The sequence below is a fragment of the Poseidonocella sp. HB161398 genome (genome assembly GCF_005870025.1).
Classification (GTDB): Bacteria; Pseudomonadota; Alphaproteobacteria; order Rhodobacterales; family Rhodobacteraceae; genus Mangrovicoccus.
Genome location: NZ_VATA01000010.1, coordinates 136,479 through 157,320, shown reverse-complemented (window position 1 = coordinate 157,320; position 20,842 = coordinate 136,479). Strand labels below are relative to the sequence as shown.

Annotated in this window: 16 protein-coding genes; 4 read left to right on the top strand and 12 right to left on the bottom strand. The window is 69.4% G+C overall.

Translation table 11 applies throughout. The annotated features are described in order from the left end of the window. Positions 1–71 precede the first annotated feature (71 nt). The 6 genes from speB to FGX59_RS10685 are packed head-to-tail and all read right to left on the bottom strand — an operon-like array spanning position 72 to position 5,472. Positions 72–1,025 (bottom strand): agmatinase, encoded by a 954-nt coding sequence (gene speB, locus FGX59_RS10710; RefSeq protein WP_138466527.1) that lies wholly within the window; start codon positions 1,023–1,025, stop codon positions 72–74. A gap of 18 nt (positions 1,026–1,043) precedes the next feature. After that, positions 1,044–1,772: an MBL fold metallo-hydrolase gene (locus FGX59_RS10705; protein WP_138466526.1), complete on the bottom strand. Its 729-nt coding sequence runs from the start codon at positions 1,770–1,772 to the stop codon at positions 1,044–1,046. Further along, positions 1,769–2,791: an ABC transporter ATP-binding protein gene (locus FGX59_RS10700; RefSeq protein ID WP_138466525.1), complete on the bottom strand. Its 1,023-nt coding sequence runs from the start codon at positions 2,789–2,791 to the stop codon at positions 1,769–1,771. The genes FGX59_RS10705 and FGX59_RS10700 overlap by 4 nt, the downstream gene beginning before the upstream one ends. Further along, complete coding sequence (locus FGX59_RS10695) at positions 2,788–3,558, bottom strand: ABC transporter permease (protein ID WP_138466524.1); 771 nt, start codon at positions 3,556–3,558, stop codon at positions 2,788–2,790. Before FGX59_RS10695 ends, FGX59_RS10700 begins: the two co-directional genes overlap by 4 nt. Then, complete coding sequence (locus tag FGX59_RS10690) at positions 3,558–4,412, bottom strand: ABC transporter permease (RefSeq protein WP_138466523.1); 855 nt, start codon at positions 4,410–4,412, stop codon at positions 3,558–3,560. Before FGX59_RS10690 ends, FGX59_RS10695 begins: the two co-directional genes overlap by 1 nt. A 4-nt stretch (positions 4,413–4,416) precedes the next feature. Continuing rightward, positions 4,417–5,472: a spermidine/putrescine ABC transporter substrate-binding protein gene (locus FGX59_RS10685; RefSeq protein ID WP_240722375.1), complete on the bottom strand. Its 1,056-nt coding sequence runs from the start codon at positions 5,470–5,472 to the stop codon at positions 4,417–4,419. 103 nt (positions 5,473–5,575) lie between these two features. Between FGX59_RS10685 and FGX59_RS10680 the strand changes: the two genes are divergently transcribed. Next, positions 5,576–6,190 (top strand): TetR/AcrR family transcriptional regulator, encoded by a 615-nt coding sequence (locus FGX59_RS10680; RefSeq protein WP_138466522.1) that lies wholly within the window; start codon positions 5,576–5,578, stop codon positions 6,188–6,190. Between the two features lie 53 nt (positions 6,191–6,243). On the opposite strand, the gene mdoH is transcribed toward FGX59_RS10680, so the two are convergent. The 3 genes from mdoH to FGX59_RS10670 are packed head-to-tail and all read right to left on the bottom strand — an operon-like array spanning position 6,244 to position 9,786. After that, positions 6,244–8,028: a glucans biosynthesis glucosyltransferase MdoH gene (gene mdoH / locus FGX59_RS10675; protein WP_138466521.1), complete on the bottom strand. Its 1,785-nt coding sequence runs from the start codon at positions 8,026–8,028 to the stop codon at positions 6,244–6,246. A gap of 4 nt (positions 8,029–8,032) precedes the next feature. Continuing rightward, entirely contained in the window at positions 8,033–8,209 is a 177-nt protein-coding gene (locus FGX59_RS37535) for a hypothetical protein (RefSeq protein ID WP_171060601.1), read from the bottom strand. Further along, the gene (locus tag FGX59_RS10670; RefSeq protein ID WP_240722373.1) at positions 8,206–9,786 is read right to left on the bottom strand and encodes a glucan biosynthesis protein; all 1,581 of its coding nucleotides are present in this window, start codon (positions 9,784–9,786) and stop codon (positions 8,206–8,208) included. Before FGX59_RS10670 ends, FGX59_RS37535 begins: the two co-directional genes overlap by 4 nt. 264 nt (positions 9,787–10,050) lie before the next feature. Here FGX59_RS10670 and FGX59_RS10665 point away from each other — a divergent pair, with 264 nt between their 5' ends. Further along, entirely contained in the window at positions 10,051–11,346 is a 1,296-nt protein-coding gene (locus tag FGX59_RS10665; RefSeq protein WP_138466519.1) for a glycoside hydrolase family 15 protein, read from the top strand. On the opposite strand, the gene FGX59_RS10660 is transcribed toward FGX59_RS10665, so the two are convergent. The 3 genes from FGX59_RS10660 to FGX59_RS10650 are packed head-to-tail and all read right to left on the bottom strand — an operon-like array spanning position 11,325 to position 16,761. Then, positions 11,325–12,581, bottom strand: a complete 1,257-nt coding sequence (locus FGX59_RS10660; RefSeq protein ID WP_138466518.1) for a glucoamylase family protein — start codon at positions 12,579–12,581, stop codon at positions 11,325–11,327. The genes FGX59_RS10665 and FGX59_RS10660 overlap by 22 nt on opposite strands. Continuing rightward, positions 12,569–14,809 carry a glycoside hydrolase family 3 N-terminal domain-containing protein gene (locus FGX59_RS10655; RefSeq protein WP_138466517.1) on the bottom strand — a complete coding sequence of 747 codons (2,241 nt, stop codon included), beginning with the start codon at positions 14,807–14,809 and terminating at the stop codon, positions 12,569–12,571. Before FGX59_RS10655 ends, FGX59_RS10660 begins: the two co-directional genes overlap by 13 nt. Before the next feature lie 23 nt (positions 14,810–14,832). Beyond that, on the bottom strand, positions 14,833–16,761 hold the full coding sequence (locus FGX59_RS10650) for an ATP-binding cassette domain-containing protein (RefSeq protein WP_171060600.1): 1,929 nt from the start codon (positions 16,759–16,761) through the stop codon (positions 14,833–14,835). Positions 16,762–17,215: 454 nt separating this feature from the next. On the opposite strand from FGX59_RS10650, the gene FGX59_RS10645 reads away from it, so the two are divergent. Next, positions 17,216–18,112 carry a 5'-methylthioadenosine/S-adenosylhomocysteine nucleosidase gene (locus FGX59_RS10645; RefSeq protein ID WP_138466515.1) on the top strand — a complete coding sequence of 299 codons (897 nt, stop codon included), beginning with the start codon at positions 17,216–17,218 and terminating at the stop codon, positions 18,110–18,112. A 179-nt stretch (positions 18,113–18,291) separates the two neighbouring features. Beyond that, positions 18,292–20,436 (top strand): DEAD/DEAH box helicase, encoded by a 2,145-nt coding sequence (locus FGX59_RS10640; RefSeq protein ID WP_370295930.1) that lies wholly within the window; start codon positions 18,292–18,294, stop codon positions 20,434–20,436. The last annotated feature ends 406 nt before the right edge of the window (positions 20,437–20,842 follow it).

Below are 20,842 nucleotides of genomic sequence, written 5' to 3'. Positions count from 1 at the left end.
GAGAGCCGGCGCCGCCTTCCGCTCCGGGACCGCGGTCCCGGCGGGCGGAAGGCGCATCGCGCCGGACCGGATCAGCGGCGCCGCGGCACGCCGGGCAGGGCGCAGAGCATCTCGTAGAGGAAATTCGCCGCGATCACCGCGGTGTTCCCGGCCATGTCATAGGGCGGCGAGACCTCGACCAGATCGCCCCCCACCAGGTTCAGCCCCGCGCAGCCGCGGATGATCTCCAGCCCCTGCATCGTGGTCAGCCCGCCGACCTCGACCGTGCCGGTGCCGGGCGCGAAGGCCGGGTCGAGGCTGTCGATGTCATAGCTCAGATAGACCGGCGCATCGCCGATCGCGGCGCGGATCTCCGCCATCAGCGGGGACAGCGACTTGTGCCAGCATTCCTCGGCCTGGATCACCGTCCAGCCCTGGCTGCGCCCCCAGTCGAAATCGTCCGCCGCATAGCCCGAGCCGCGCAGGCCGATCTGGAACACCTTGTCATTCTGCAGGCAGCCTTCCTCCCAGGCGCGGCGGAACGGGCAGCCATGGGCGACGGTCTCGCCGAACATCTCCTCGTTGGTGTCCGAATGCGCGTCGACATGGATCAGCGCGACCGGGCCGTGGCGCTCTTTCATGGCGCGCAGGATCGGCCAGGTCAGCGTGTGGTCCCCGCCGAGCGTCAGCGGCACCGCGCCATGGGACAGCACCCCGCGGTAATGCTCGGCGATGATCTCCACCGATTTCTTCAGGTCGTAGAGATTGACGGGGACATCGCCGATATCGGCGACCTGCAGATGCTCGAAGGGCGCGGCGCCCGTCGCCATGTTGTAGGGGCGGATCATCCGGCTCTCGTCGCGGATCTGGCGCGGGCCGAGCCGGGTGCCCGGGCGGTTCGAGGTGCCGATATCCATCGGGATGCCGAGGAAGCAGGCGTCGAGTCCTTCGGCGGTCTCCTGCGCGGGCAGGCGCATCATCGTCGCGGGGCCGCCGGTCCGGGGCATCTGGTTGCCGCCCAGCGGCTGGTTGAACTTGTGGGTCATCGTTGCGTCCTTTCGCGGTCACAGCCCCTTGCCGCGGAGCCAGCCGGTGATGATCTCTCTCAGCCGTTCGCCGGAGAAGGAGGGGAAATGCCCGCCATGGACCACCCGCACCGGCAGCGCGGCAAGCCGCTGCATCGACCGGATATAGGCCTGCGCCTCGGCATGGTAGGTGTCCTCGATCAGCGGGCCGTCATAGACGATGTCGCCCGAGATCAGGATGCCGGTCGCCGCCTCCCAGAGCGCGATGCCGCCGGGGCTGTGGCCGGGGGTGTGGATCACCTCGAAGCGCCGGTCGCCGAGGTCGATGACGTCGCCGTCCTCGAGGATCCGCGTCGCGGGCGCCGCCTTCACCGCATAGGTCGCGGACTGGTAGGGGACATCGGGCAGCGCGTCGAAGATATCGTCGGTGACATAGGGGTCGGCCAGGGTCGAGGCGCGGGTCGGCGCCGCCAGGATATCCGCCTCGCATCTGTGGCAGAGCCTGTCGGGGAATTCGTGATGGCAGCCGACATGGTCGAAATGCGTGTGGCTGGCCACGGCGTCGAGCGGCCGCTCGCTGACCAGCGGCACCCATTGGCGCAAGCTGACCACGCCCATGCCCGAATCCACCATCATGTCGCGGTCGCGGCCGCGGACATGCCAGATGTTGCAGCGGTAGAATTCCTGGATATGCGGCTCGTCGATCCAGGTCAGCCCGTCCTCCAGCTTGCGCAGCCGGTACCAGTCCTTCGGCGGGATGCGGGTCATGCGGCCTCCGTCAGGATCACCGGATCGCGGCCGAAAAGCTCCACCTCGGCGCCGATCTCGGGATGGGCGCCCTGCGGCAGATGCGCGACCAGCCGCAGCTCGGGCGCCGCCAGCGGGGCGAAATGGCAGCGGTGATGCGCGCCGAAGAAAGCGGCCTCGGTCAGCCGCGCCGGGCCGAGGCTGAACCCGCCCTGCAGTCCCACATTCTCGGGGCGCAGGCAGAGGATGCCGGCCCCGGGCGCCACGGCGAGCGGGCCCAGCGGGCTGTCGACGCCGTCGCCCGCGGGGCGGACGGGCAGGCGGTTCAGCTCGCCCATGAAAGCCGCCGAGAAAAGCGTGCGGGGCCGCAGATAGACCTCTTCGGGCGTGCCGCAATGCTCGATCCGGCCGCCATTCATCACCACGATCCGGTCGGCGATGGCCATCGCCTCCTCCTGGTCGTGGGTGACATGGACGAAGGTGGTGCCGACCCGGCGCTGGATCGCCTTCAGCTCGTCCTGCATCTGCCGCCGCAGCTTCAGGTCGAGCGCGCCCAGCGGCTCGTCGAGAAGCAGCACGTCGGGCTCCACCGCCAGCGCGCGCGCCAGCGCCACGCGCTGCCGCTGCCCGCCCGACAGCGCATGCGGCTTGCGCCCGGCCTTGTCGGCGAGCCCGACCATGTCGAGCATCTCCATCGCCTTGGCATCGTGGTCCCGCCGCGCCCTGCCGCGCATGCGCAGCCCGAAGCCGACATTGTCCCGCAGCGTCATGTGCGGGAAAAGCGCGTAGTCCTGGAACATCGTCGTGGTCGGGCGCAGCTTCGGCCCGACATGGGTCATGTCCCGCCCGCCGATCAGGATCTGCCCCTCGCTGGGCGTCAGGAACCCGCCGATCAGCGACAGGAGGGTGGTCTTGCCGCAGCCCGACGGGCCCAGCAGCACGACGAACTCGCCCGCGGCGATCTGCAGGTCGATCCGCTGCAGTGCGGTGAAGGACTCGAACCGGTGCTCGACGGCCCGGATTTCCACATCGGCGGTCATTTGGCAGCCTTTCGGAACAGGAGAAGCTCCAGCGTCACGACCACCAGGACCGAGACGAGGAAGACGAGCGCGCCCACCGCATTGGTCTCGGGCGACAGGCCCGAGCGCAGCATCGACCAGATCTCCACCGGCAGGGTGACGTCGAAGCGGGTCAGCAGGAAGGCGATGATGAATTCGTCCCAGGAGAAGGTGAAGGACAGGAAAAAGGCGGCGGCCAGCGACGGCGCGATCATCGGCGCGAGAACCAGCGACAGCACCTGGCGCTCGCCCGCGCCGAGATCGCGCGCGGCGCGCAGGGCGCTCTGCTGCGGGGCGCCGATCGAGGCGGCGAGGATGGCGAAGCAGAGCGGCAGGTTGATGACGACATGGCCGATCCCGGTCGCCATCAGCGACGGGCGCAGCCCGATCCAGTTCACCGCCTGCAGCAGCCCCAGCCCGATGATCAGGTAGCTGACCGTCATCGGCGCGATGATCAGCCCGCGCAGCAGCGCCGATCCCGGCAGCCGCGCCCGCGCGAAGCCCGCCGCGGCGAGGAAGCCCAGCAGGACCGAGACCGCCGAGGAGGCGAGCGCGACCAGCATCGAGTTCCCCAGCGCCGCCATCAGGTCGCGGTCGGCCAGCACCTTGGCGTACCATTCCAGCGTCGGCCCCTTGAAGGGCGGCACCGGCAGGCGCCCGTCCTGGAAGGAGAAGACCACCAGCACCGCGACCGGCAGCAGGATGAAGGCGAACATCAGGGCAAGATAGGCCCAGGAGAGAATGCGCATCAGACCCGGTCCATCTTCAGCCAGCGCGCGGAGGCGGCATAGGCCAGCGTCACGATCGCCATCAGCACCACCGACAGCGCCGAGGCCATCGGGAAATCGCCGCGCCGTCCGAGCTGCAGCATGATGAGCTGCGGCAGCGACAGCTCGTTATTGCCGCCGAGGATCTGCGGGGTGATGTAGTCGCCGATGCACAGCACGAAGGTCAGGAAGGCGCCGGTCATCACGCCGGGCAGGGTCAGGGGCAGGATCACCAGCCGGATCACCTGCCAGCGCGAGGCGCCCAGATCCTCGGCCGCGCGGGCATAGTTGGGCGAGAGCTGCACGAGGTTCGAATAGATCGTCAGCGTCAGCAGCATGACGAAGAAATGGGTGAAGCCGATCACCGTCGCCGTTCGGGTCGCCATGATCTGCACCGGCTCCGCCAGCAGCCCCAGCCCGGTCAGCGCGTTCATGATGACGCCCTTTTCGCCCAGCACCAGCGCCCAGGAATAGGAGCGCACCACATAGGAGGTCCAGAACGGCAGCACCGCGAGCAGCAGCGCCAGCCGCCGCCAGCGGGCCGGGACCCGCGTGGCGATGATCCAGGCCAGGGGCCAGGCAAGCGCGACCGACAGCACCGTGACCGTGGCCGTGATCTCCAGCGACACGAAGATGCCGCGGAAGAGCGACGGGTCGGAGAAGATCCGGGCATAGGTCTCGGGTCCCGGACCGGGGACGACCGTCCGCCCCTCCATATGGCCGAGGCTCATCCAGACCATCGCCCCGAAGGGCAGCAGGAAGAAGGCCAGCGTCCAGAGGAGGGCGGGGGCGGCCAGCCCCGCGGCCTGGCGCCGTTCGGTGCGCTCGATGCTCATGGCGTCAGTTCTGCAGCATGTCAGTCCACAGATCCTGCATCGCCAGATCCGTGTCGGCATCGGGCACCGGGTAGAGCTGGGCGCGCGACAGGTACTCCGCCTGGTCGTCCCAGCGCAGCACGGCCTTTTCCTCGTCGCTCAGGACGGCGCCGGCCTCCTTGTTGGCGGGCATCCCCCAGTAGCAGGAGGAGGTCGCCAGCCGCGCCTGGCCCTCGGGCGAGAGGATGTACTTGATGAATTCCAGCGCCAGCTCGGGCTGCTCGGTGCCTTCGACCATGGCCACGGCCTGCGCCCAGACCAGCCCGCCCTCCTTCGGCAGGGTCCAGTCCAGATCGGGGTTCTCGGCATGCAGAACTGCGGTCAGCCATTCGCCGCCGCCGATCAGGATGTCGACCTCGCCGGTGGCCAGCGCCGTCTGGCTGCCGACCACGTCCGAGACCTGGCGGGAGGCGGCGCGGAGCTTCATCAGCGGATCGCGCAGGGTCCCGAGCGCAGCGGCATCGAGATCGGCGGTGTCCACGCCCTCGGCCAGCCCGACCAGCCCCAGCACCGGCAGGTAGTAGTCGTAGATCGCGATCCGGCCGTCATACTTGCCCGACCAGAGCGCGCCCAGGCTCTCCATGTCCGCCGGGTCCACGGCGGCCTTGTTGTAGGCGATGGTGTTGTAGCCGAATTTCTCGGTCACGCCGTAGAGCTGGCCGTCGACCGTCATCGCGTCCGTCAGCGCGACCTCGGGGAAGGTGGTCGAGGTGTCGACCGAATCCGCGGGCAGGGGCGCCAGATAGCCGGCCTCGGCCGCGCGGGCGACATCGACGCTGTCGATCACCATCACGTCCCAGTCGCCGGGGCGGGACTGGTCGAGCAGCGTCAGCCCGGCCGCCGTGCCCTCGTATTCCTTCACGTTGACGCGGACGTCATGCGCCTTCTCGAAGGGCTCCAGCAGGGCGGCATCGGCATGGTCGCACCAGATCAGCGCGTTGAGATCCGCCGCCTGCAGGCTGGTCGTCGTCATCAGGCCGCCAAGCGCGGCGAGGCAGAATTTGTGCATCCGGATGGTCATCTGGGTCCCTGTCTGCGGTTTTCTTGTGGTTCTGTCGCCTTCAGCTTGACCATCCAGAATTCTGTGGTCAATCTAAACTTGAAGTCACTACAGGTTTTTCGAGATGGCAGGTCTGCGCGAGCGGAAAAAAGCGGCGACGCGCAAACGCATCCTGGACTGCGCGGCGCAGATGTTCCGGCAGGACGGCTACGAGGCGTCGAGAATCGAGGATATCGCCGAGGCGGCCGAGCTGTCGGTGGCGACCTTCTACAACTACTTCGGCTCGAAGGCGGATCTGCTGCTGGCGGCGGTGCTGGAGGAGACGGCGATGGTGATGGACTCGGTCGAGGCCTGCATCGGCGCGCCCGCGGCCACGCTGGAGGCGGCCTTCGGCGCGATCGTCGGCACCTATTTCGAGAAGTCCTTCCAGTACACCTCGCGCGAGCTCTGGCGGATGGCGGTGGCGCGGACCATGCTCGACCCCGAGGCCGAGTTCTCGCGCCGCTACATCGCGATAGACCGCGAGCTTTCGGACCAGCTCTGCCGGTTCCTGGCGGGGATGCAGGGGCGGGGGCTGGTGCGCGCCGGGGCCGAGATCGACCCGGCCGGGCGGCTGCTGTTCAACAACGTGAACATGAATTTCATCGAGTACATGCGCGCCTCCGGCATGACGGCCGCCGAGGTCCGGGCCAAGGTGATGGCGGAAAGCGCGCCGCTGCTGGCGCGGCTGGCAGGCTAGGGCACACCGGCGCCGGATGCGCAAACGCCGCCCCGTGGGGCGGCGTTCCGGTCTCAGACGGCGGCGGCCTCTGGCGCCGGGGCCGGGGCGGGCGGGGTGCCTGCCACGGGGGGCGGGGCGCCTTCCCAGGCGGCGAGCTGGCGGCGGAAGCCGGTGATCACCGCGGGCGGGTCGGACTGGATCGTGCTGGTCATCAGCCGCGATTTCTGGCGGCGCGAGGTCCAGGCGATCAGCAGCGGCGCGATCACCAGCGGCAGGCCGACCGGCACCAGCCAGGGGATCAGCCGCGGCGCGAAGACCCCGGCGGCGGCGAAGAGCAGGACGCCCGCGAGGCTCATCCACCAGCTGCCCGCGAAGGCGGTCGAGACCGGCACGGCGGTGCTGTCGCGGGTGGCCGAGGGCCAGCCGCCGTCACGGCCCGACAGGATCTGCCAGAGCGCGCGGAGCTGGAACATCATCAGGAGCGGCGCGATGACCGAAGACAGCAGCAGCTCCGTCATGGTCGACACGAAGGTGTTGCCCGCGCCGCCGAATTCCTTTGCCCGCCCGGTGACGAGCGCATGGCCCAGCACCAGGAACTTCGAGATGAAGAGCAGGCCGATCACCCCGGCGAAGAGCCCGACGGCGGCGGCGGTGCGCTCGCCCGGGAAGACCGGGACCGGGAAGTCCGGCATCGGGAAGTAGTCGATCGCGCTTTCGGTGGCGGCAGCGACCAGGCTGAGGATCAGGAACAGCGCCCAGATCGCCGGAGCGGTATAGGCGACGATGCCCTGGAACAGCGCGAAGCGGCTCCAGCCCTTCAGCCCGGGCGCGATCAGCAGCCGGCCGTGCTGCAGGTTGCCCTGCGCCCAGCGGCGATCGCGCTTGGCGTATTCGATCAGGTCGTCGGGGCCTTCCTCGAAGGAGCCGGTCAGGTCGGGGTCGATCCGCACCTGCCAGCCGCCGCGCGCCAGAAGCGCCGCCTCGACCGAGTCATGGCTGAGGATATGGCCGCCGAAAGGGGGCTTGCCGCGCAGGGCGGGCAGGCCGCAGCTTTCGGCGAAGGCCTTGATCCGCACCACGGCATTGTGGCCCCAGAAGGATCCGGTGCGCCCGGCCAGCGCGGTCAGCCCGTTGCAGTAGATCGGTGCATAGAACCCGGCCGAGAACTGCATCATCTTGCCGAAGCGCGAGCGTGCGCCGATCACCCGCGGCAGGCTCTGCAGAAGCCCGACCTCGGGGGCGGATTCCATCCGGCGGACCATCTCGCCGATGGTGGCCGCGGACATCAGGCTGTCGGCGTCGAGGATCAGGGCGAAGTCGTAGGCCCCGCCAGAGCGCTGGATGAAGTCCTCGATATTGCCGGCCTTGCGCCCGGCATTGTCCTCGCGGCGGCGGTAGAAGATCCGCCCGCGGCTGCCGGTCGCGTCCAGGAGCCGCGCCAGCTCGTCTTCCTCGCGCCGGGCGATGTCGGCCTTGCGCGTGTCCGAGAGGATGGCGAAATCGAATTGCGCGGCGATGCCTTCCGCCTTCAGGTCGGCATCCATCGCCGCGATGCGTGCATAGACCGCGACCGGATCCTCGTTGTAGACCGGCACCAGGATGCAGGTCCGCGACGAGATCGGCCCGTCATGCGAGGGGCGGCGCGGCACGGGCGTGACGAGACCCGTCACCCCCTGGCAGGCGCCCCAGGCGATCCACCACGTGGCCAGCGCGATCACTACCGCGATCACGATGTCGAGCAGCACGATTCCGACGCTGCCCGCGTGATAGAGGTAGAGCGCGCCGGCGAGAATGCCGAAGGCGGCGGCGGCGGTCAGGCACACGGCCCGCCGCATCCACGTGGCGAAATCCAGCATCGGCCTACCCGTGCAGCCCGCGCCAGCTGACAAGGGCGACAAGCACGGTCAGCCAGGACATGCCGGGCCGAAGCTGGGTCGGCGTTTCGAGGATCTGTTCCGGCATCGCCATCGGGCTGTCGGGAAGGGCGGTGACCGTGGCGAGCGATCCGGTATGGTTCATTGCATCAGGCGTGGTCATTTCAGTACCCATTGATAGGTCCAGGTTTCGGAAAGGACACTGTCGAAACCCTCGAGCCATGCTCTTAGTTCCAACGGTTCTGTGCCGGTCGGTTTAATATCGAACGCGAGCCGCCAGAGCCCGGTTCCCTCGATCCTGCGCAGTGCGGGCGTGTCCACGCTCCCGCCCGAGACGGTCACCTTCGGTTGCACGGAGCTGATCTCCGTGACCCCTTCCAGGCGTCCGCCCCTGAAGTCGATGACGAATTTTCTTCCGCCTTCTTCGTTCTTCGTGCCCGATACTCCGGCTTCCCCACTGGCAGTAGATACCACATGGGCAAGTTTTTCGCCTCTTTGTCCCGCCAGATCGCCCCAGAGCATGCGATAGCGGTATTCCTTGCTGGATCCGGCCTCTGCCGGATCGGCCGGCCGCCAGTAGGCGACGATATTGTCGGTCGCCTCCTGCTCGGTCGGAATCTCGATGAGCCGGACATAGCCCGTGCCCCAGTCGTTGAGCGGCTCCACCTCGATCGAGGGCCGCTTCTCGTAGCGCGCTTCGGCATCCGAGTACTCGTCGAAATCCCGGTCGCGCTGGTAGAGGCCGAAGCTCTGGATCGCGGTTGCGTTGATCCAGGACTGGCCCAGGCGCGGCGGATTCGAGAGCGTCCGCCAGATGCGGCGCCCGTCCTCGGTCAGGATGCCCAGCCCGTTGCTGTCATGCACCTGCGGGCGGTAGTCGTGGAACCGGCCCGGCGTGGTGCGGTCGAATAGGAACATCGAGGTCAGCGGCGCGATGCCGATCTCCTCGATAGTCTCGCGGAAGAAGAGCCGCGCGGTGACTTCCATCTCGGTGACCGCGCCGGGCGTGATCACGAAGCGGTAGGCGCCGGTGACCCGGCGGCTGTCCAGCGCGGCATTGACGATCACCGTCTCCACCCCGGGCGCCGGGCGCTCGAAGTAGAAGGCGGAGAAGCGGGGGAATTCCTCGGCGCGTCCGGTGGCGGTGTCGATCGCCAGCCCGCGGGCGGAGGCGCCATAGACGCTGCCCTGTCCGAGCGCGCGGAAATAGCTGGCGCCGAGGAAGGCGACGAGCTCGTCGAAGCGGTCGGCGGTGTTCAGCCGCGACAGCATCCGCCAGCCGGCGACGCCGGGGATCGGCGTGCCGGGCTCGAGCCGGCCTTCCAGGTCCTCGCGGTACTCGAAATCGTCGGAGGTGAAGCGGAACGGCTTCGCGATCCCCGAGGAGACATCGTACATGGCGACGGCATCCGGGAACAGCCAGCCGCGATGGAAGGCATGAAGGCGGAACTCGTCCGTCTTCTCGCTCCAGCGCGCGGCATCCGGACGGAAGGCGATGTTGCGGTAGGTGTCGTAGTCCAGCCCCTCGAGCAGCAGGGGCGGGCGATAGGGTCCGGGATCAGGCTGCCCGGCCCGCGCCTGCATCGCCTCGGCGAGCAGGTCGAAGCTGAACGGTTCGCCTTCCGGCAGCGGTGCTCCGGTATTGGGTTCGGCCTGGGCGCGCGACGACAGCGCCGTGGCCAGCCCGAAAGCTGCAGCGCCGCCGAGAAGTCCCCGCCTGGAGCACCCTGTATCGGTCATCATACGTCTGCTATCCCGCATCTAAGTTTGCAAAGGCACAAGGTTTCCGGGCTTGTGCGTGAATGACTGGTTAACTTCAGCCTTCGGCGGGTGTTCCCCGCCTTGGCGTCAAACAAGGCGCTGCGGCATGCTTCTGCCCACCCGAGCGAGTCGCTGCCCAGTATTGCATCATTATATCGGCAAACTCTTGCTGCATGTGCATAATAAGCTAGCTGCCGGAGCGGGACATGGGGGATGCAGGCCCGTCTTACAAGGATTTCCGCTATGGCTGACGAAAAATTTGGCGCCGCGAACCGGATTGCCACAGCGCAGCGGGCTGCGGCGGCCTCCATGGCCCGCGCCTGCTCGGCAACCGGGCTTGTCCAGCGCCGCGAGGGCTTCGGCTGGACGGTCCGTCCGGCGCCCGGATCGGTGCTGGCCTCGACTCACCCCGGCCACTGGGATCCCGAGCCGGACTACTTCCACCACTGGATCCGCGACGCGGCCATTGTCGCCCGGGCGATGCCGCTGGCGATGGCCGTCGACGGCGACCGGCAGGGCTGGCTAGCGCGGCTTCGCGACTATATCGCCTTCTCGCTGGCGATCTCCGACCCGGCGCGGCGGGGGCCTCCTGCGAATCCGCTGCGGGCGGGGACGCGGGCCGATCACCTGCAGTTCCTGCGCCCCGATGCCGAGCTGGCGGCGCTTCATGGCACGGCCTGGCTGGAGGAACCGCGCTGCGCCGCCGATGGCGGGCCCGATCTGGAACGCTGGGCGCGGCCGCAAGATGACGGCCCGGCGCTGCGGGCGCAGTCGCTGATGGAGCTGCTCGAGGCACTGCCGGAGCTCGAGGGCACGGCGGCCGAAGAGCTTCTGGCGCGCGATCTGTCCCATCTGATGGCTGTCGCGGGCCGCCCGGCGATCGGCCCCTGGGAAGAGGAGCCGGCACGGCGTTGCAGCTTCACGCTGGTCGCGCAATGGGACGCGCTCGACCGCGGCGCGGCGCGGACCGGCGATCCGGCCATGGCGGCGCGGGCGGCAGAGCTGCTGGCGCTGATCGCCGGGGCCGAGGATCCGGACGGCGCGCTGCGCGAGAGCCTGGAGGCCGGGCTGGGCCGATACGACATCGGCACAGTGATGGCGATCCTCGATGCCGGGCGCTGGGAGGGGCCGCTGGCGCTCGACGGGCGCTGGATGACGGCGACGGTCGCGGCGCTGGAGGCGGTCTTTGCCGAGATCTACCCGCTGAACCGCGGCCGCGCCGTGCCCGCCATGGGCCGCTGGCGCGAGGATGTCTTCTTCGACGGCAATCCCTGGTTCCCCTGCACGCTGGCCTGCGCGGAGCTCGACTACCGGCTGGCGGCGCGCCATCTCGATCCGGCGCGATTCGCCCGCGGCGAGGCCCGGATGGAGATGGTTCTGGATCTCTGGCCCGGCCGCGGGACCGGCGGCCTGCCGGAGCAGTTCGACCGGGCAACCGGCGCCCCGCGGTCATGCCCCGAGCTGACCTGGTCCGCGGCGGCCTTCCTATCGGCGGCCGCCGCGCGGGCGCGCGCGGATCAGGCGCTCGGCGAGAGATAGGGCGAGGAGAAACCGAGCGCGGCCAGTCCGCGCCGGATCTCCGGCCGCTTCATCACCAGGGTCCACAAGAGACCCGAGCGGTGGTTCTCCAGCCCGGCGACGATCGGCCCCTGGTCGATCGCCAGCCGGCTTTCCGCCATCCAGCCGTGATGCAGGCTGAACCCGTCGACGAAGCCCGCCTCGCCGAAGATCCGGTCGCCCAGATCGTCATGCAGGTGGCGGATCACCGGCATCGCCTCCTCCGGCACCATCGGGAAGGAGGTCAGCACCGCGGTCGGCGTGATCACCCCGGTATCCGATTTCGGCGAATGCGCGACATAGCCCGAATGGTCGTCCCCCGCGGTCAGCCCCCAGAGATCCGGGCCGTAGCCTTTCCAGCCATGCGGGTTCTTCAGGCAATGCGCGCGGTTGATCAGCGCGTGGTTCCGCGCCAGCACGCCGTAATCGGCATAGGCGTCCTTCAGCCCGCGCGGGTCGATGCCGAGGAACGGGTACTGCGACAGGAAGAGCGGCCCGCCCCAGTCCGGGCCGAGCGGCAGCGGGATGCCCTCGAACGAGCGGCCATTGAGGAAGCTCCGCGCCTTCGCCCAGCGGTCATGGTAGATACTGGCGGGGATGCGGCGGCTCTCGTCCTCCGCCCCGGCGCCCAGCACGAAGACTGGAAAGGCCTCGTTCCAGCCGCCCAGATCCAGCGCCTTCTCGGGGAAGGGCCGGTCGGGATGGGCATGCCACATCACGCCTTTCGGGCCGACATGGGCGGACCAGTCGATGCCCCGGACGATCTCCTCCATCCGCCGGGCCAGCTCCGGCGCGTCGGAGAAGTACTCTGCCGCCGCCAGGAGGCCGATGGCGAGGAAGGAGGTTTCCACGATATCGCCGCCGTCATCCCCGGCCATGAAGGGGATCACCCGACCGGTCGAGCCGTAGTAGAAATGCGCATAGACGCCGTTGAAGCGGTCCGCGGTCTCCAGGAAGCCGGTCAGCCGCTCCAGCCGGTCGAGGATCTCCTGCCGCTTGCGCCAGCCGCGCTCGGCGGCGACGATCTGCGCCATGATGCCGAAACCGGTGCCGCCGGTGGTGACGGTCTCCTCCACGTCATAGCCGAAGGCCCCGGCGGAGCGCTCCCGCGCCATGCCGGAGACCGGATGGCTCCAGTCGAGGAAATAGCCCGCCGTGGCCTCGGCGATCCGGTCGCGCAGCTGGGCGTCGCTCAGCCCGGCCGTCACGCCCCCCATGTGATCTCCACCGATTTGGTGGCGCGGCTGTCCGGGCCGGTATGGACGATGATCCGGCCGGGATCCCAGACCTTCTGCGCCTCGGCGAGGCTGGGGGCGACGTGGTAGCTGAGCATTTCGGCGGTTATCTCGAAAGTGACGCGCCTGGTCTCGCCGGGGGCGACGGGGACGCGGCGGAAATCCTTCAGGAGCCGTCCGGGCCGGGTGATCCGCGCCTCGGGGTCCGAGAGGTACAGCTGCACGGTCTCGGTAACGGCGCGCTCCGAGGTATTGGTGATGTCGACCGAGATCTCGGCCATGCCGGCCTCGCCGCCGCCGGGCACGTCGGCCATCGGCGCGGAATATTCGACATTGCCGTAGCTCAGCCCGTAGCCGAAGGGATAGGCGGCCCGCGCCGCCCCGTCCTCCAGATCGAGCCAGCCGGTCAGGAATTTCTGGAAATGCCCGGGGAAGGGCCGTCCGGTCGGCTCGGCGGCATAGCTCAGCGGCGTCTCGCCGGGATGGACGGGCAGGGTGACGGCCAGCCGCCCGGTGGGCTCGGCCGCGCCGGTCAGGATGTCGGCCACGCCCTCGGGACCGGCGACGCCGCCATGCCAGGCATAGATCAGCGCGTCGACCTGCTCGGGCACCTTGCCGAGGGCCAGCGGCCGCCCGGCGAAGATCACGCCGACGACCGGGGTGCAGCCCGCCGCCAGTTCCGCCACCAGCCGCCGCTGCGGCTCGGGCAGGTCGGGGCAGAGCACCGAGGAGCTTTCCCCGGCCTGTTCCTTCGCCTCGCCGAGCGCCAGGATGACGACATCGGCCGCCTCGGCCACCTCGCGGGCCTCGCGCAGCAGCGCGGCCTCGTCGCGGGGATCGGGCTCTACCGTGACGCCATGGACGTTCAGCCGGTCGACCAGCCATTTCTCCCGCACCAGATTGGCGCCGACGGCGGTTTTCAGGCTGGCCCAGTCATGCGCCTTCAGCGCGTCCTCCAGGCTGACCACGTCGCGGGCATCGCCCGAGACCGACCAGGTGCCCAGCATGTTGGCCCGGTCCGAGCCGAGCGGCCCGATCAGCGCGACCTTCTGGCCGGGCTTCAGCGGCAGCAGGTGGTTGTTCTTGAGAAGCACGCAGGAGCCCGCGGCGGCCTTCCGCGCCAGCGCGCGGCCGGCTTGGCGGTTCGGCGTCGGGGCCAGCGGGTCCATGCCCTTGAAGGGATCCTCGAACAGCCCCTGCTGCGCCTTGAAGGCCAGCACCCGCAGGCAGGCGCGGTCGATCAGCCCGCGGATCGTCTCGGCCGAGATGAAGAGCCCGGTCTCCGGCGCGTCGAGCCCGTGCTCGGCAAGGCCCGGCAGGTGGCGCAGATAGTCCTCGCCGACCATGTCCATGTCGATCCCGGCATGCAGCGCGCGGGCCACGACCATCTCGGCGCTGCCGAGCCCGTGGGCGACCAGCTCCTTGACGCCGGTATAGTCCGAGACGACCAGCCCGCCGAAGCCGGCCGTGCGGCGCAGCCAGCCCTCGATCAGCGGCTCATGGGCGTGCATCGGCATCTTGTTGACCGCGTTGAAGGAGGCCATGACCCCCTCGGCCCCGGCCTTCACCCCGGCCTCGAAGGGCGGCAGGTAGATGTCCAGCAGGTCCTCCCAGGCCATGGTCGCGTTGTCGTAGTCGCGGCCCGACTGGGTGGCGCCATAGGCGACGAAATGCTTGAGGCAGGCCGAGACCCGGCCGCCGTTGTTCTCCTGCAGGCCGCGGGTCATCGCCTCGGCGATGCACGACGCCAGATGCGGATCCTCGCCCGGGCTCTCGGCGACGCGGCCCCAGCGCGGATCGCGGCTGATGTCGATCATCGGCGCGTAGACCTGGTGCAGCCCCTCGCTCGAGGCCTCCTCGGCGGAGAAGGCGGCGCAGGCGCGGATCAGCTCCATGTCCCAGGAGCAGGCCTGGGCGATGTTCAGCGGGAAAATGGTGCGGTGGCCGTGGATCACGTCCTCGGCGAAGAACAGCGGGATCGCGTGGCGCGACCCGGCAATGGCGCGTTCCTGCATCGCCCTTGTCGAGGCGCGGGACTTGGTGCCGAAGATGGCGCCGACCTCGCCGGCATCCAGCCGTTTCGCGAGCGGCGTCGAGGTCTCGGCCCCGGTCGTCAGGCCCTCGCCCGCGGCCAGGAGGTTCAGCTGGCCGATCTTCTCGGCCAGCGTCATCCGGGACAGCAGCCCCTGCAGATCGTCTTGCGTGGTCACGTCGCGACCCCCTCGTTACGGGGTCACTCCGCCACCAGCTGCGCGACCCCCAGATTACCCTTGCCGACGGGACGGACCATGCCGATTCCGTTCCGGATTCCCAGTACGGCGTTATAGAACGGCAGGCCATCCGGATCGTGCGGCACTTCCTTGCCATGTAGAACCGCAAGCACCGAAGTCTCGGGAAGTTCCTCGCGGATCGTCATGTGGAACTCGGCGGTCGCCACCATGTCCATCGCCGAGGTCGCTTCGTCCAGAAGCAGGATCTCGGGCTTGTGGAGCAGGATCCGCGCCAGCACGAGCCGCTGCTTCTGCCCGCCGGAGAAGACGTTGCGCCAGAGCTGGCCGTCGTGAAGCTCCTCCTTGAGCGCGTTGATGAACTGGCCGAGCCCGACGCGGGACAGGACCTGGGCGACGCGAAGGTCGTCGAATTCGCCTTCGCGGGCAGGGTAGGTGGCCAGCGCCTTGAGCGTCAAACGGTCGGGCAGGTCGGGCTCCTGGCCGGCGAAGAACAGCCGGCAGTCGTCGCGGCGGCTGACCGTGCCGGTGCCGTAGGGCCAGAGCCCGGCCACGGCCTTCAGCAGCGAGCTCTTGCCGCAGCCGTTGCGGCCGTGGAAGTAGATCCAGTCGCCCTTCCACAGCTCCAGCCGCGGGACCGAGACGAAGGCGTCGCCGCCATGGCCGCGGTGGTTCAGCGCCAGGCCCGCGAGCTTCAGCACTGGGCCGGCTTCGTGGGTGGCCTGGCGGAACTCGTTGACGCCGGTCTCGCGGTAGAAGGCCTCGCGGTCCTTCACCCGCTCCACCGCGCGCGCCAGCTCGGTCAGCCGGTCGGCATTGGCGCGCAGGTTGGCGATGGCGGGCATCACGTTGATGAACCAGGAGGTGTCGGCGATCAGCGCGGCGGTCAGTTCCGAGCTGGCCGCGAAGGTGCGGAAGCTCATCTGACCGGACATGTAGGCCGGCAGCGCCGGCAGGTAGGCGAAGAGCCGCGAGCTGAGGAAGTTGTAGCTGTCGGTGAACAGCAGCATGCCCGCCGACCAGCGGTTCTGGCGGCCCCAGGTGCGGTCGATGTCGTCATAGAGCCGCTCGTTCACGTCGCGCTGCACGGCCTGGCCCTTGGAGGCGGCCAGGCGGGTGACGCGGTTCAGCATGGCGTTCCACTCGCCCCGCCAGGCGCCGTCATGGCGCTGGCGCATCACGGTCAGGGTCTCGATCACCTTGCCGATCATCCAGGCGATGGCCGTGACCGTGGGGACATAGGTCAGGACCAGCAGGCCGGAGAGGATCGCGGTGCCGTGGATGCCGGGCTCGATCACGACGGCCTGCGCCAGGCCGGGCAGGCCCATCGCGGTCAGCCCGTCGCGCGCCCAGGCGGCCCAGCCGTCTAGGAAGGCCACGGCCTGGCTGCGTTCCAGAAGCGCCTGGGAGACGAACCAGATCGAGGCGATCGCGCCCCAGAGCCCCATGGCCAGGCCGATCACCCCGCCGAAGAGCCCCAGCGAGCATTCGTCGATGCGCTGGTCGATCGCGTCGGGCAGGCGCTGGGCCCCGGCCTCGCCGCCCTTGTCGGAGCTGAGGTCGAGCGCGATGCGCTGGTCGGCCAGCACGGCGGAATCGAAGCGGCTGACCATCCAGGCGCGCGCCTTGCGGTGCAGGTGGCTGGAGATCAGGTGCCGCGTGGCGACGCCTGCGGACTTGCCCAGGAAAATGGCGACGAAGAGGATCGCGGCGGTGAACAGGATGCTGACCGCGTCCTCGCCGGTATTGAGGTTGCGGTGGAACCCGGCCAGCGAGGCGATGAAGTCGGCGCTGGCCGTGGCGGTCCAGACGCTGGCCTTGCTCAGAAGCGTGGTCAGCGCGAAGATCGCAACGGTCAGGATCCAGGCTTCGCGCCATCGGTCCGATACCCAGTAGGCCGTGATCAGGCCCCAGAAACTTGTGAACTTCTTCATGCCCGTTCCCCATTTGCGGAACCCAGGGATGAGCATGCTGATTGACACAGGTTAACAATCCGCCTAGTGGCAGGTCCCGGTCGTCAGTCTCATTAGAAGCAACTCGCCTGAATTCCTGTTTTCGCCCGCGCCCCGATCTTCGCTGGGGTCTTCAAGAGCCCTTCCTTTTTAGGCGGAATCTTGCCGGTTGTCCATTTAATGATGAAAAACTCTGGCCAGATTTCCGGAATTCCAGTCCTCGATTCGCCCTTGGGGCGAGTCTGTCCCGCGCCGGAGACATGTTCTGCGGGAACCAAAGCGGGGTGACGCGCGTTGCAGCGAGTCGGTCCGGCTCGATTCGCCACCTTACCGAGGGCGCCGCGGCGGCGCTTCGCCGCTGTCCGGATGCCGGACTTGACCGCGCCCGGGCCGGGCCGCAGCCTTGATCCAGCCCTCGTTCTGCCGGAGCCCGCCGATGACCCGCCTTGCCGCCCTCTGCCTTGCCAGCCTCGCCTGTCCCGCCGCGCTCTGGGCGCAGGAGCCGGTCCCCCGCGTGGCGGTGATGTCCGCCTTCGCCCCGGAATGGGGCATGCTGGTCGACGCGCTCGAAGGCGCCGAGAGCCAGAGCGCCAACGGCGTCAGCTTCGTCACCGGCCGCCTGGCGGGGCAGGATGTCGTGCTCTTCCTGTCGGGCATCTCGATGGTCAATGCCGCCATGACCACGCAGCTGGCGCTCGACACGTTCGACATTTCCGCCATCGTCTTCTCCGGCATCGCGGGCGGCGTCGATCCTTCGCTGCATATCGGCGACGTGGTCGTGGCCGGGCAGTGGGGCTCCTATCTCGAGGCGCTGCTGGCGCGGGAGACGGAGGACGGCTACATGCAGCTGCCCTTCGTGCCGACCGATTTCCCCAATTACGGCATGATCTTCCCCAAGTCGGTCGAGGTGATGCGCGAGGGCATCGAGGCGCCCGAGCGGAAGTTCTGGTTCGAAGCCGATCCCGGGCTGCTGGCGACGGCCGAGACGGTCGCGGCCGAGGTAGAATTCGAGTCCTGCGCCGCCGAGGACGACTGCCTCAGCGCGCCGCCCGAGGTGGTGGTCGGCGGCAACGGGGTCTCGGGCATGGCCTTCCTCGACAATGCCGATTTCCGCGAATATGTCTTCGACACGTTCGACGCCCAGGTGGTCGACATGGAAAGCGCGGCGGTGGCGCAGGTCGCCTGGGCCAACCAGGTGCCCTTCATCGCCTTCCGGTCGCTGTCGGATCTGGCCGGGGGCGGCGAGGGCGAAAACGAGATGGGCACCTTCTTCGCGCTGGCCGCGGCGAACTCGGCGACGCTGGTCACTGCCTTCCTCGCGGCAATGGAGTGACAGGTAACGCTGGCCGGTGAAGCCTGTGGACAAAGGGCCGCGGCTCCTGTAGGGGTCCGCATTCCTTGCGCCGGGACGGACCCCGCGCCGACCCGATGGACACCCCGCTCATGATACCGACTCTTCAAGATGCCCTCGCCGAGCGCGGGTATGATAGCCTGACTTCCGTCCAGGAAGCCGTGACCGCCCCCGAGCTCGAAAACAAGGACCTCCTGGTCTCCGCCCAGACCGGCTCGGGCAAGACCGTGGGCTTCGGCCTCGCGATTGCGCCGACGCTCATGGGCGAGGCCGAGCGGCTGGGCCCGGCGGCGGCGCCGCTGGCGCTGGTGGTGGCGCCGACGCGCGAACTGGCGCTTCAGGTGGCGCGCGAGCTCGGCTGGCTCTACGCCAAGGCGGGGGCGCGGATTTCGACCTGCATCGGCGGCATGGATGCCCGGGACGAGCGCCGCTCGCTGGAGCGGGGCGCGCATATCGTGGTCGGCACCCCGGGCCGGCTGCGCGACCATATCACCCGCGGCTCGCTGGATCTGGCGGATATCCGCGCCGTCGTGCTGGACGAGGCCGACGAGATGCTCGATCTGGGCTTCCGCGAGGATCTGGAATTCATGCTCTCCGAGGCGCCCGAGACGCGGCGCACGCTGCTGTTCTCGGCCACCGTGCCGCGGACGATCGAAGAGATGGCCAAGGTGTACCAGCGCGATGCCGAGCGGGTGACCACGCTCGACAAGGGCTCGCAGCATACCGACATTTCCTACCAGGCGGTGCAGGTCTCCCCGGGCGACGAAGAGCACGCGATCATCAACCTGCTGCGTTTCCACGACGCGCCGACCGCGATCGTCTTCGCCAATACCCGCGCAGCCGTCACCCGGCTGTCCGCGCGGCTGGCGAACCGCGGCTTCCTGGTGGCGAGCCTTTCGGGCGAGCTGAGCCAGGACGAGCGCAGCCATGCGCTGCAGTCGCTGCGCGACGGCCGGGCGCGGGTCTGCGTCGCCACCGACGTGGCCGCGCGCGGCATCGACCTGCCGAATCTCGACCTGGTGATCCATGCCGACCTGCCGCAGAGCACCGAGGCGCTGCTGCACCGCTCCGGCCGGACCGGCCGCGCGGGCCGCAAGGGCATCTCGGCGGTGATCGCCACCGACAAGGCGGTGAAGAAGGCGTCGCGCATCCTGAAATGGGCGAAGGTCGAGGCCGAATGGGTCACCGCGCCCTCCGCCGACGAGATCCTCGACAAGGACGAGGCGCGGCTGCTGGAGGACGAGGCCTGGACGCAGGAGCCCTCCGGGCGCGAGGCCGCCTTCGCCGCCAAGCTGATCGAGGCCTACACCCCCGAGCAGATCGCCGCCGCCTGCTTCCGCCTCTACCAGGGCAAGCTTTCCGCGCCCGAAGAGCTGAACGCGGCACCGCTGCGCAAGCCCCGCGAAGAGCGCGACCGCCCCGAATTCGGCCCGTCGGTCTGGGCGAAGCTCAGCGTCGGGCGCGACAAGAATGCCGAGCCGCGCTGGATCCTGCCGCTGCTTTGCCGCGCAGGCGGTCTGGACAAGACGCAGATCGGCAAGATCCGCGTCTCCGACGACGCCACCTTCGTCGAGCTGGCCGAAGCGGCTGCGCCCGAGCTGGTCGCGCGGCTGGGCGATGGCGGCGTGCTGGAGGACGACATTTCCCTGGCGGTGCTCGACAGCGTGCCCGAGGAAGTGACCCGTCCGCGCCCGCGCCGCGAGGACGGCCCGCGGCCGCGCCGCGAAGATGGGCCCCGCCCGCGCCGCGAGGATGGCCCGCGTCCGCGCCGCGATGACGGGCCCCGCCCGCCGCGCCGCGAGCGCGAGGAGCGCAGCTCCGACGCCGAGTCCCCGCGTCCGCCGCGCCCGGTGCGCCGCGAGGAAGGCGACAGCCGTCCGCGCCCGCCGAAGCGCGAGTACTCGCAGAGCGAGGAGCGCCCGCCGCGCAAGCGCGAATTCTCCCGCAGCGAGGGCGAAGAGCGTCCGCGCAGCCCCGCGAAGCCGAAGGAGTCGCGCTTCAGCGATGCGTCCAAGAGCTTCCGCCGCCCCGATGCGGGTGAGCACTCCAAGAGCCGCCGTCCGGCCGGTGGCGGCGACAAGCCCTGGGCGAAGAAGGCCGAGGGCGAGGAGCGTCCGCGCCGGACGGGCTTCTCGAAGCCCGCAGGCGAGGCAGGCGAGGGCAAGCGCAGCGGCTTCTCCAAGCCGCGCCGCGACGCCGACGGCGGCAAGCCGCCCTTCCGCGCCAAGAGCGAGGGGTTCCGGCCGAAGCCCGCAGGCGGCAAGCCCCGCCCGGGCGGCCCGAAGAAGCCCGGCAAGAAATTCTGAGAGACAGCAAGGGGGCCCGCAGCGGCCCCCTTCGCTTTTGGCGGCCTTGCCTCCCGTCTGGCCGCCGTACCGGCGCCTTGAATGTCACGCCACGCCGGTTCCGGGACGTCTGCCGCAGCCAACAGGGGCGCCGGACCTCTGGCGAACCGGATGTCCCGCCGGGCCAACGTGCCGTGATCTCGCATGCTGCGGCACGGCCGGCTGCTGGAGTCCTGCCGCAGCCAACAGGGGCACCGGACCTCTGGCGTTCCGGAGGTCGCGTCCGGCCTGCGTGCTGCGCCTTGCTTGTCGCGGCTCACACGGCTCCGGGGCTCGTGCCGTTGCTGACACACGTGCCGCGCCTCCGGCGGCGCGGATGTTCCGGCTCGAGCAAGAGCGTTGCCGAGCGGCATGATCTCCAGGCCCT

Coding starts and splice junctions, on each gene's coding strand:
- FGX59_RS10695 (WP_138466524.1), bottom strand. CDS start 3,558: ATGCGCATTCTCTCCTGGGCCTATCTTGCCCTGATGTTCGCCTTCATC.
- FGX59_RS37535 (WP_171060601.1), bottom strand. CDS start 8,209: ATGACCACGCCTGATGCAATGAACCATACCGGATCGCTCGCCACGGTC.
- FGX59_RS10660 (WP_138466518.1), bottom strand. CDS start 12,581: ATGGGGGGCGTGACGGCCGGGCTGAGCGACGCCCAGCTGCGCGACCGG.
- FGX59_RS10645 (WP_138466515.1), top strand. CDS start 17,216: ATGACCCGCCTTGCCGCCCTCTGCCTTGCCAGCCTCGCCTGTCCCGCC.
- FGX59_RS10685 (WP_240722375.1), bottom strand. CDS start 5,472: ATGACCATCCGGATGCACAAATTCTGCCTCGCCGCGCTTGGCGGCCTG.
- mdoH (WP_138466521.1), bottom strand. CDS start 8,028: ATGCTGGATTTCGCCACGTGGATGCGGCGGGCCGTGTGCCTGACCGCC.
- FGX59_RS10700 (WP_138466525.1), bottom strand. CDS start 2,791: ATGACCGCCGATGTGGAAATCCGGGCCGTCGAGCACCGGTTCGAGTCC.
- FGX59_RS10705 (WP_138466526.1), bottom strand. CDS start 1,772: ATGACCCGCATCCCGCCGAAGGACTGGTACCGGCTGCGCAAGCTGGAG.
- FGX59_RS10690 (WP_138466523.1), bottom strand. CDS start 4,412: ATGAGCATCGAGCGCACCGAACGGCGCCAGGCCGCGGGGCTGGCCGCC.
- FGX59_RS10665 (WP_138466519.1), top strand. CDS start 10,051: ATGGCTGACGAAAAATTTGGCGCCGCGAACCGGATTGCCACAGCGCAG.
- FGX59_RS10650 (WP_171060600.1), bottom strand. CDS start 16,761: ATGAAGAAGTTCACAAGTTTCTGGGGCCTGATCACGGCCTACTGGGTA.
- speB (WP_138466527.1), bottom strand. CDS start 1,025: ATGACCCACAAGTTCAACCAGCCGCTGGGCGGCAACCAGATGCCCCGG.
- FGX59_RS10670 (WP_240722373.1), bottom strand. CDS start 9,786: ATGACCGATACAGGGTGCTCCAGGCGGGGACTTCTCGGCGGCGCTGCA.
- FGX59_RS10680 (WP_138466522.1), top strand. CDS start 5,576: ATGGCAGGTCTGCGCGAGCGGAAAAAAGCGGCGACGCGCAAACGCATC.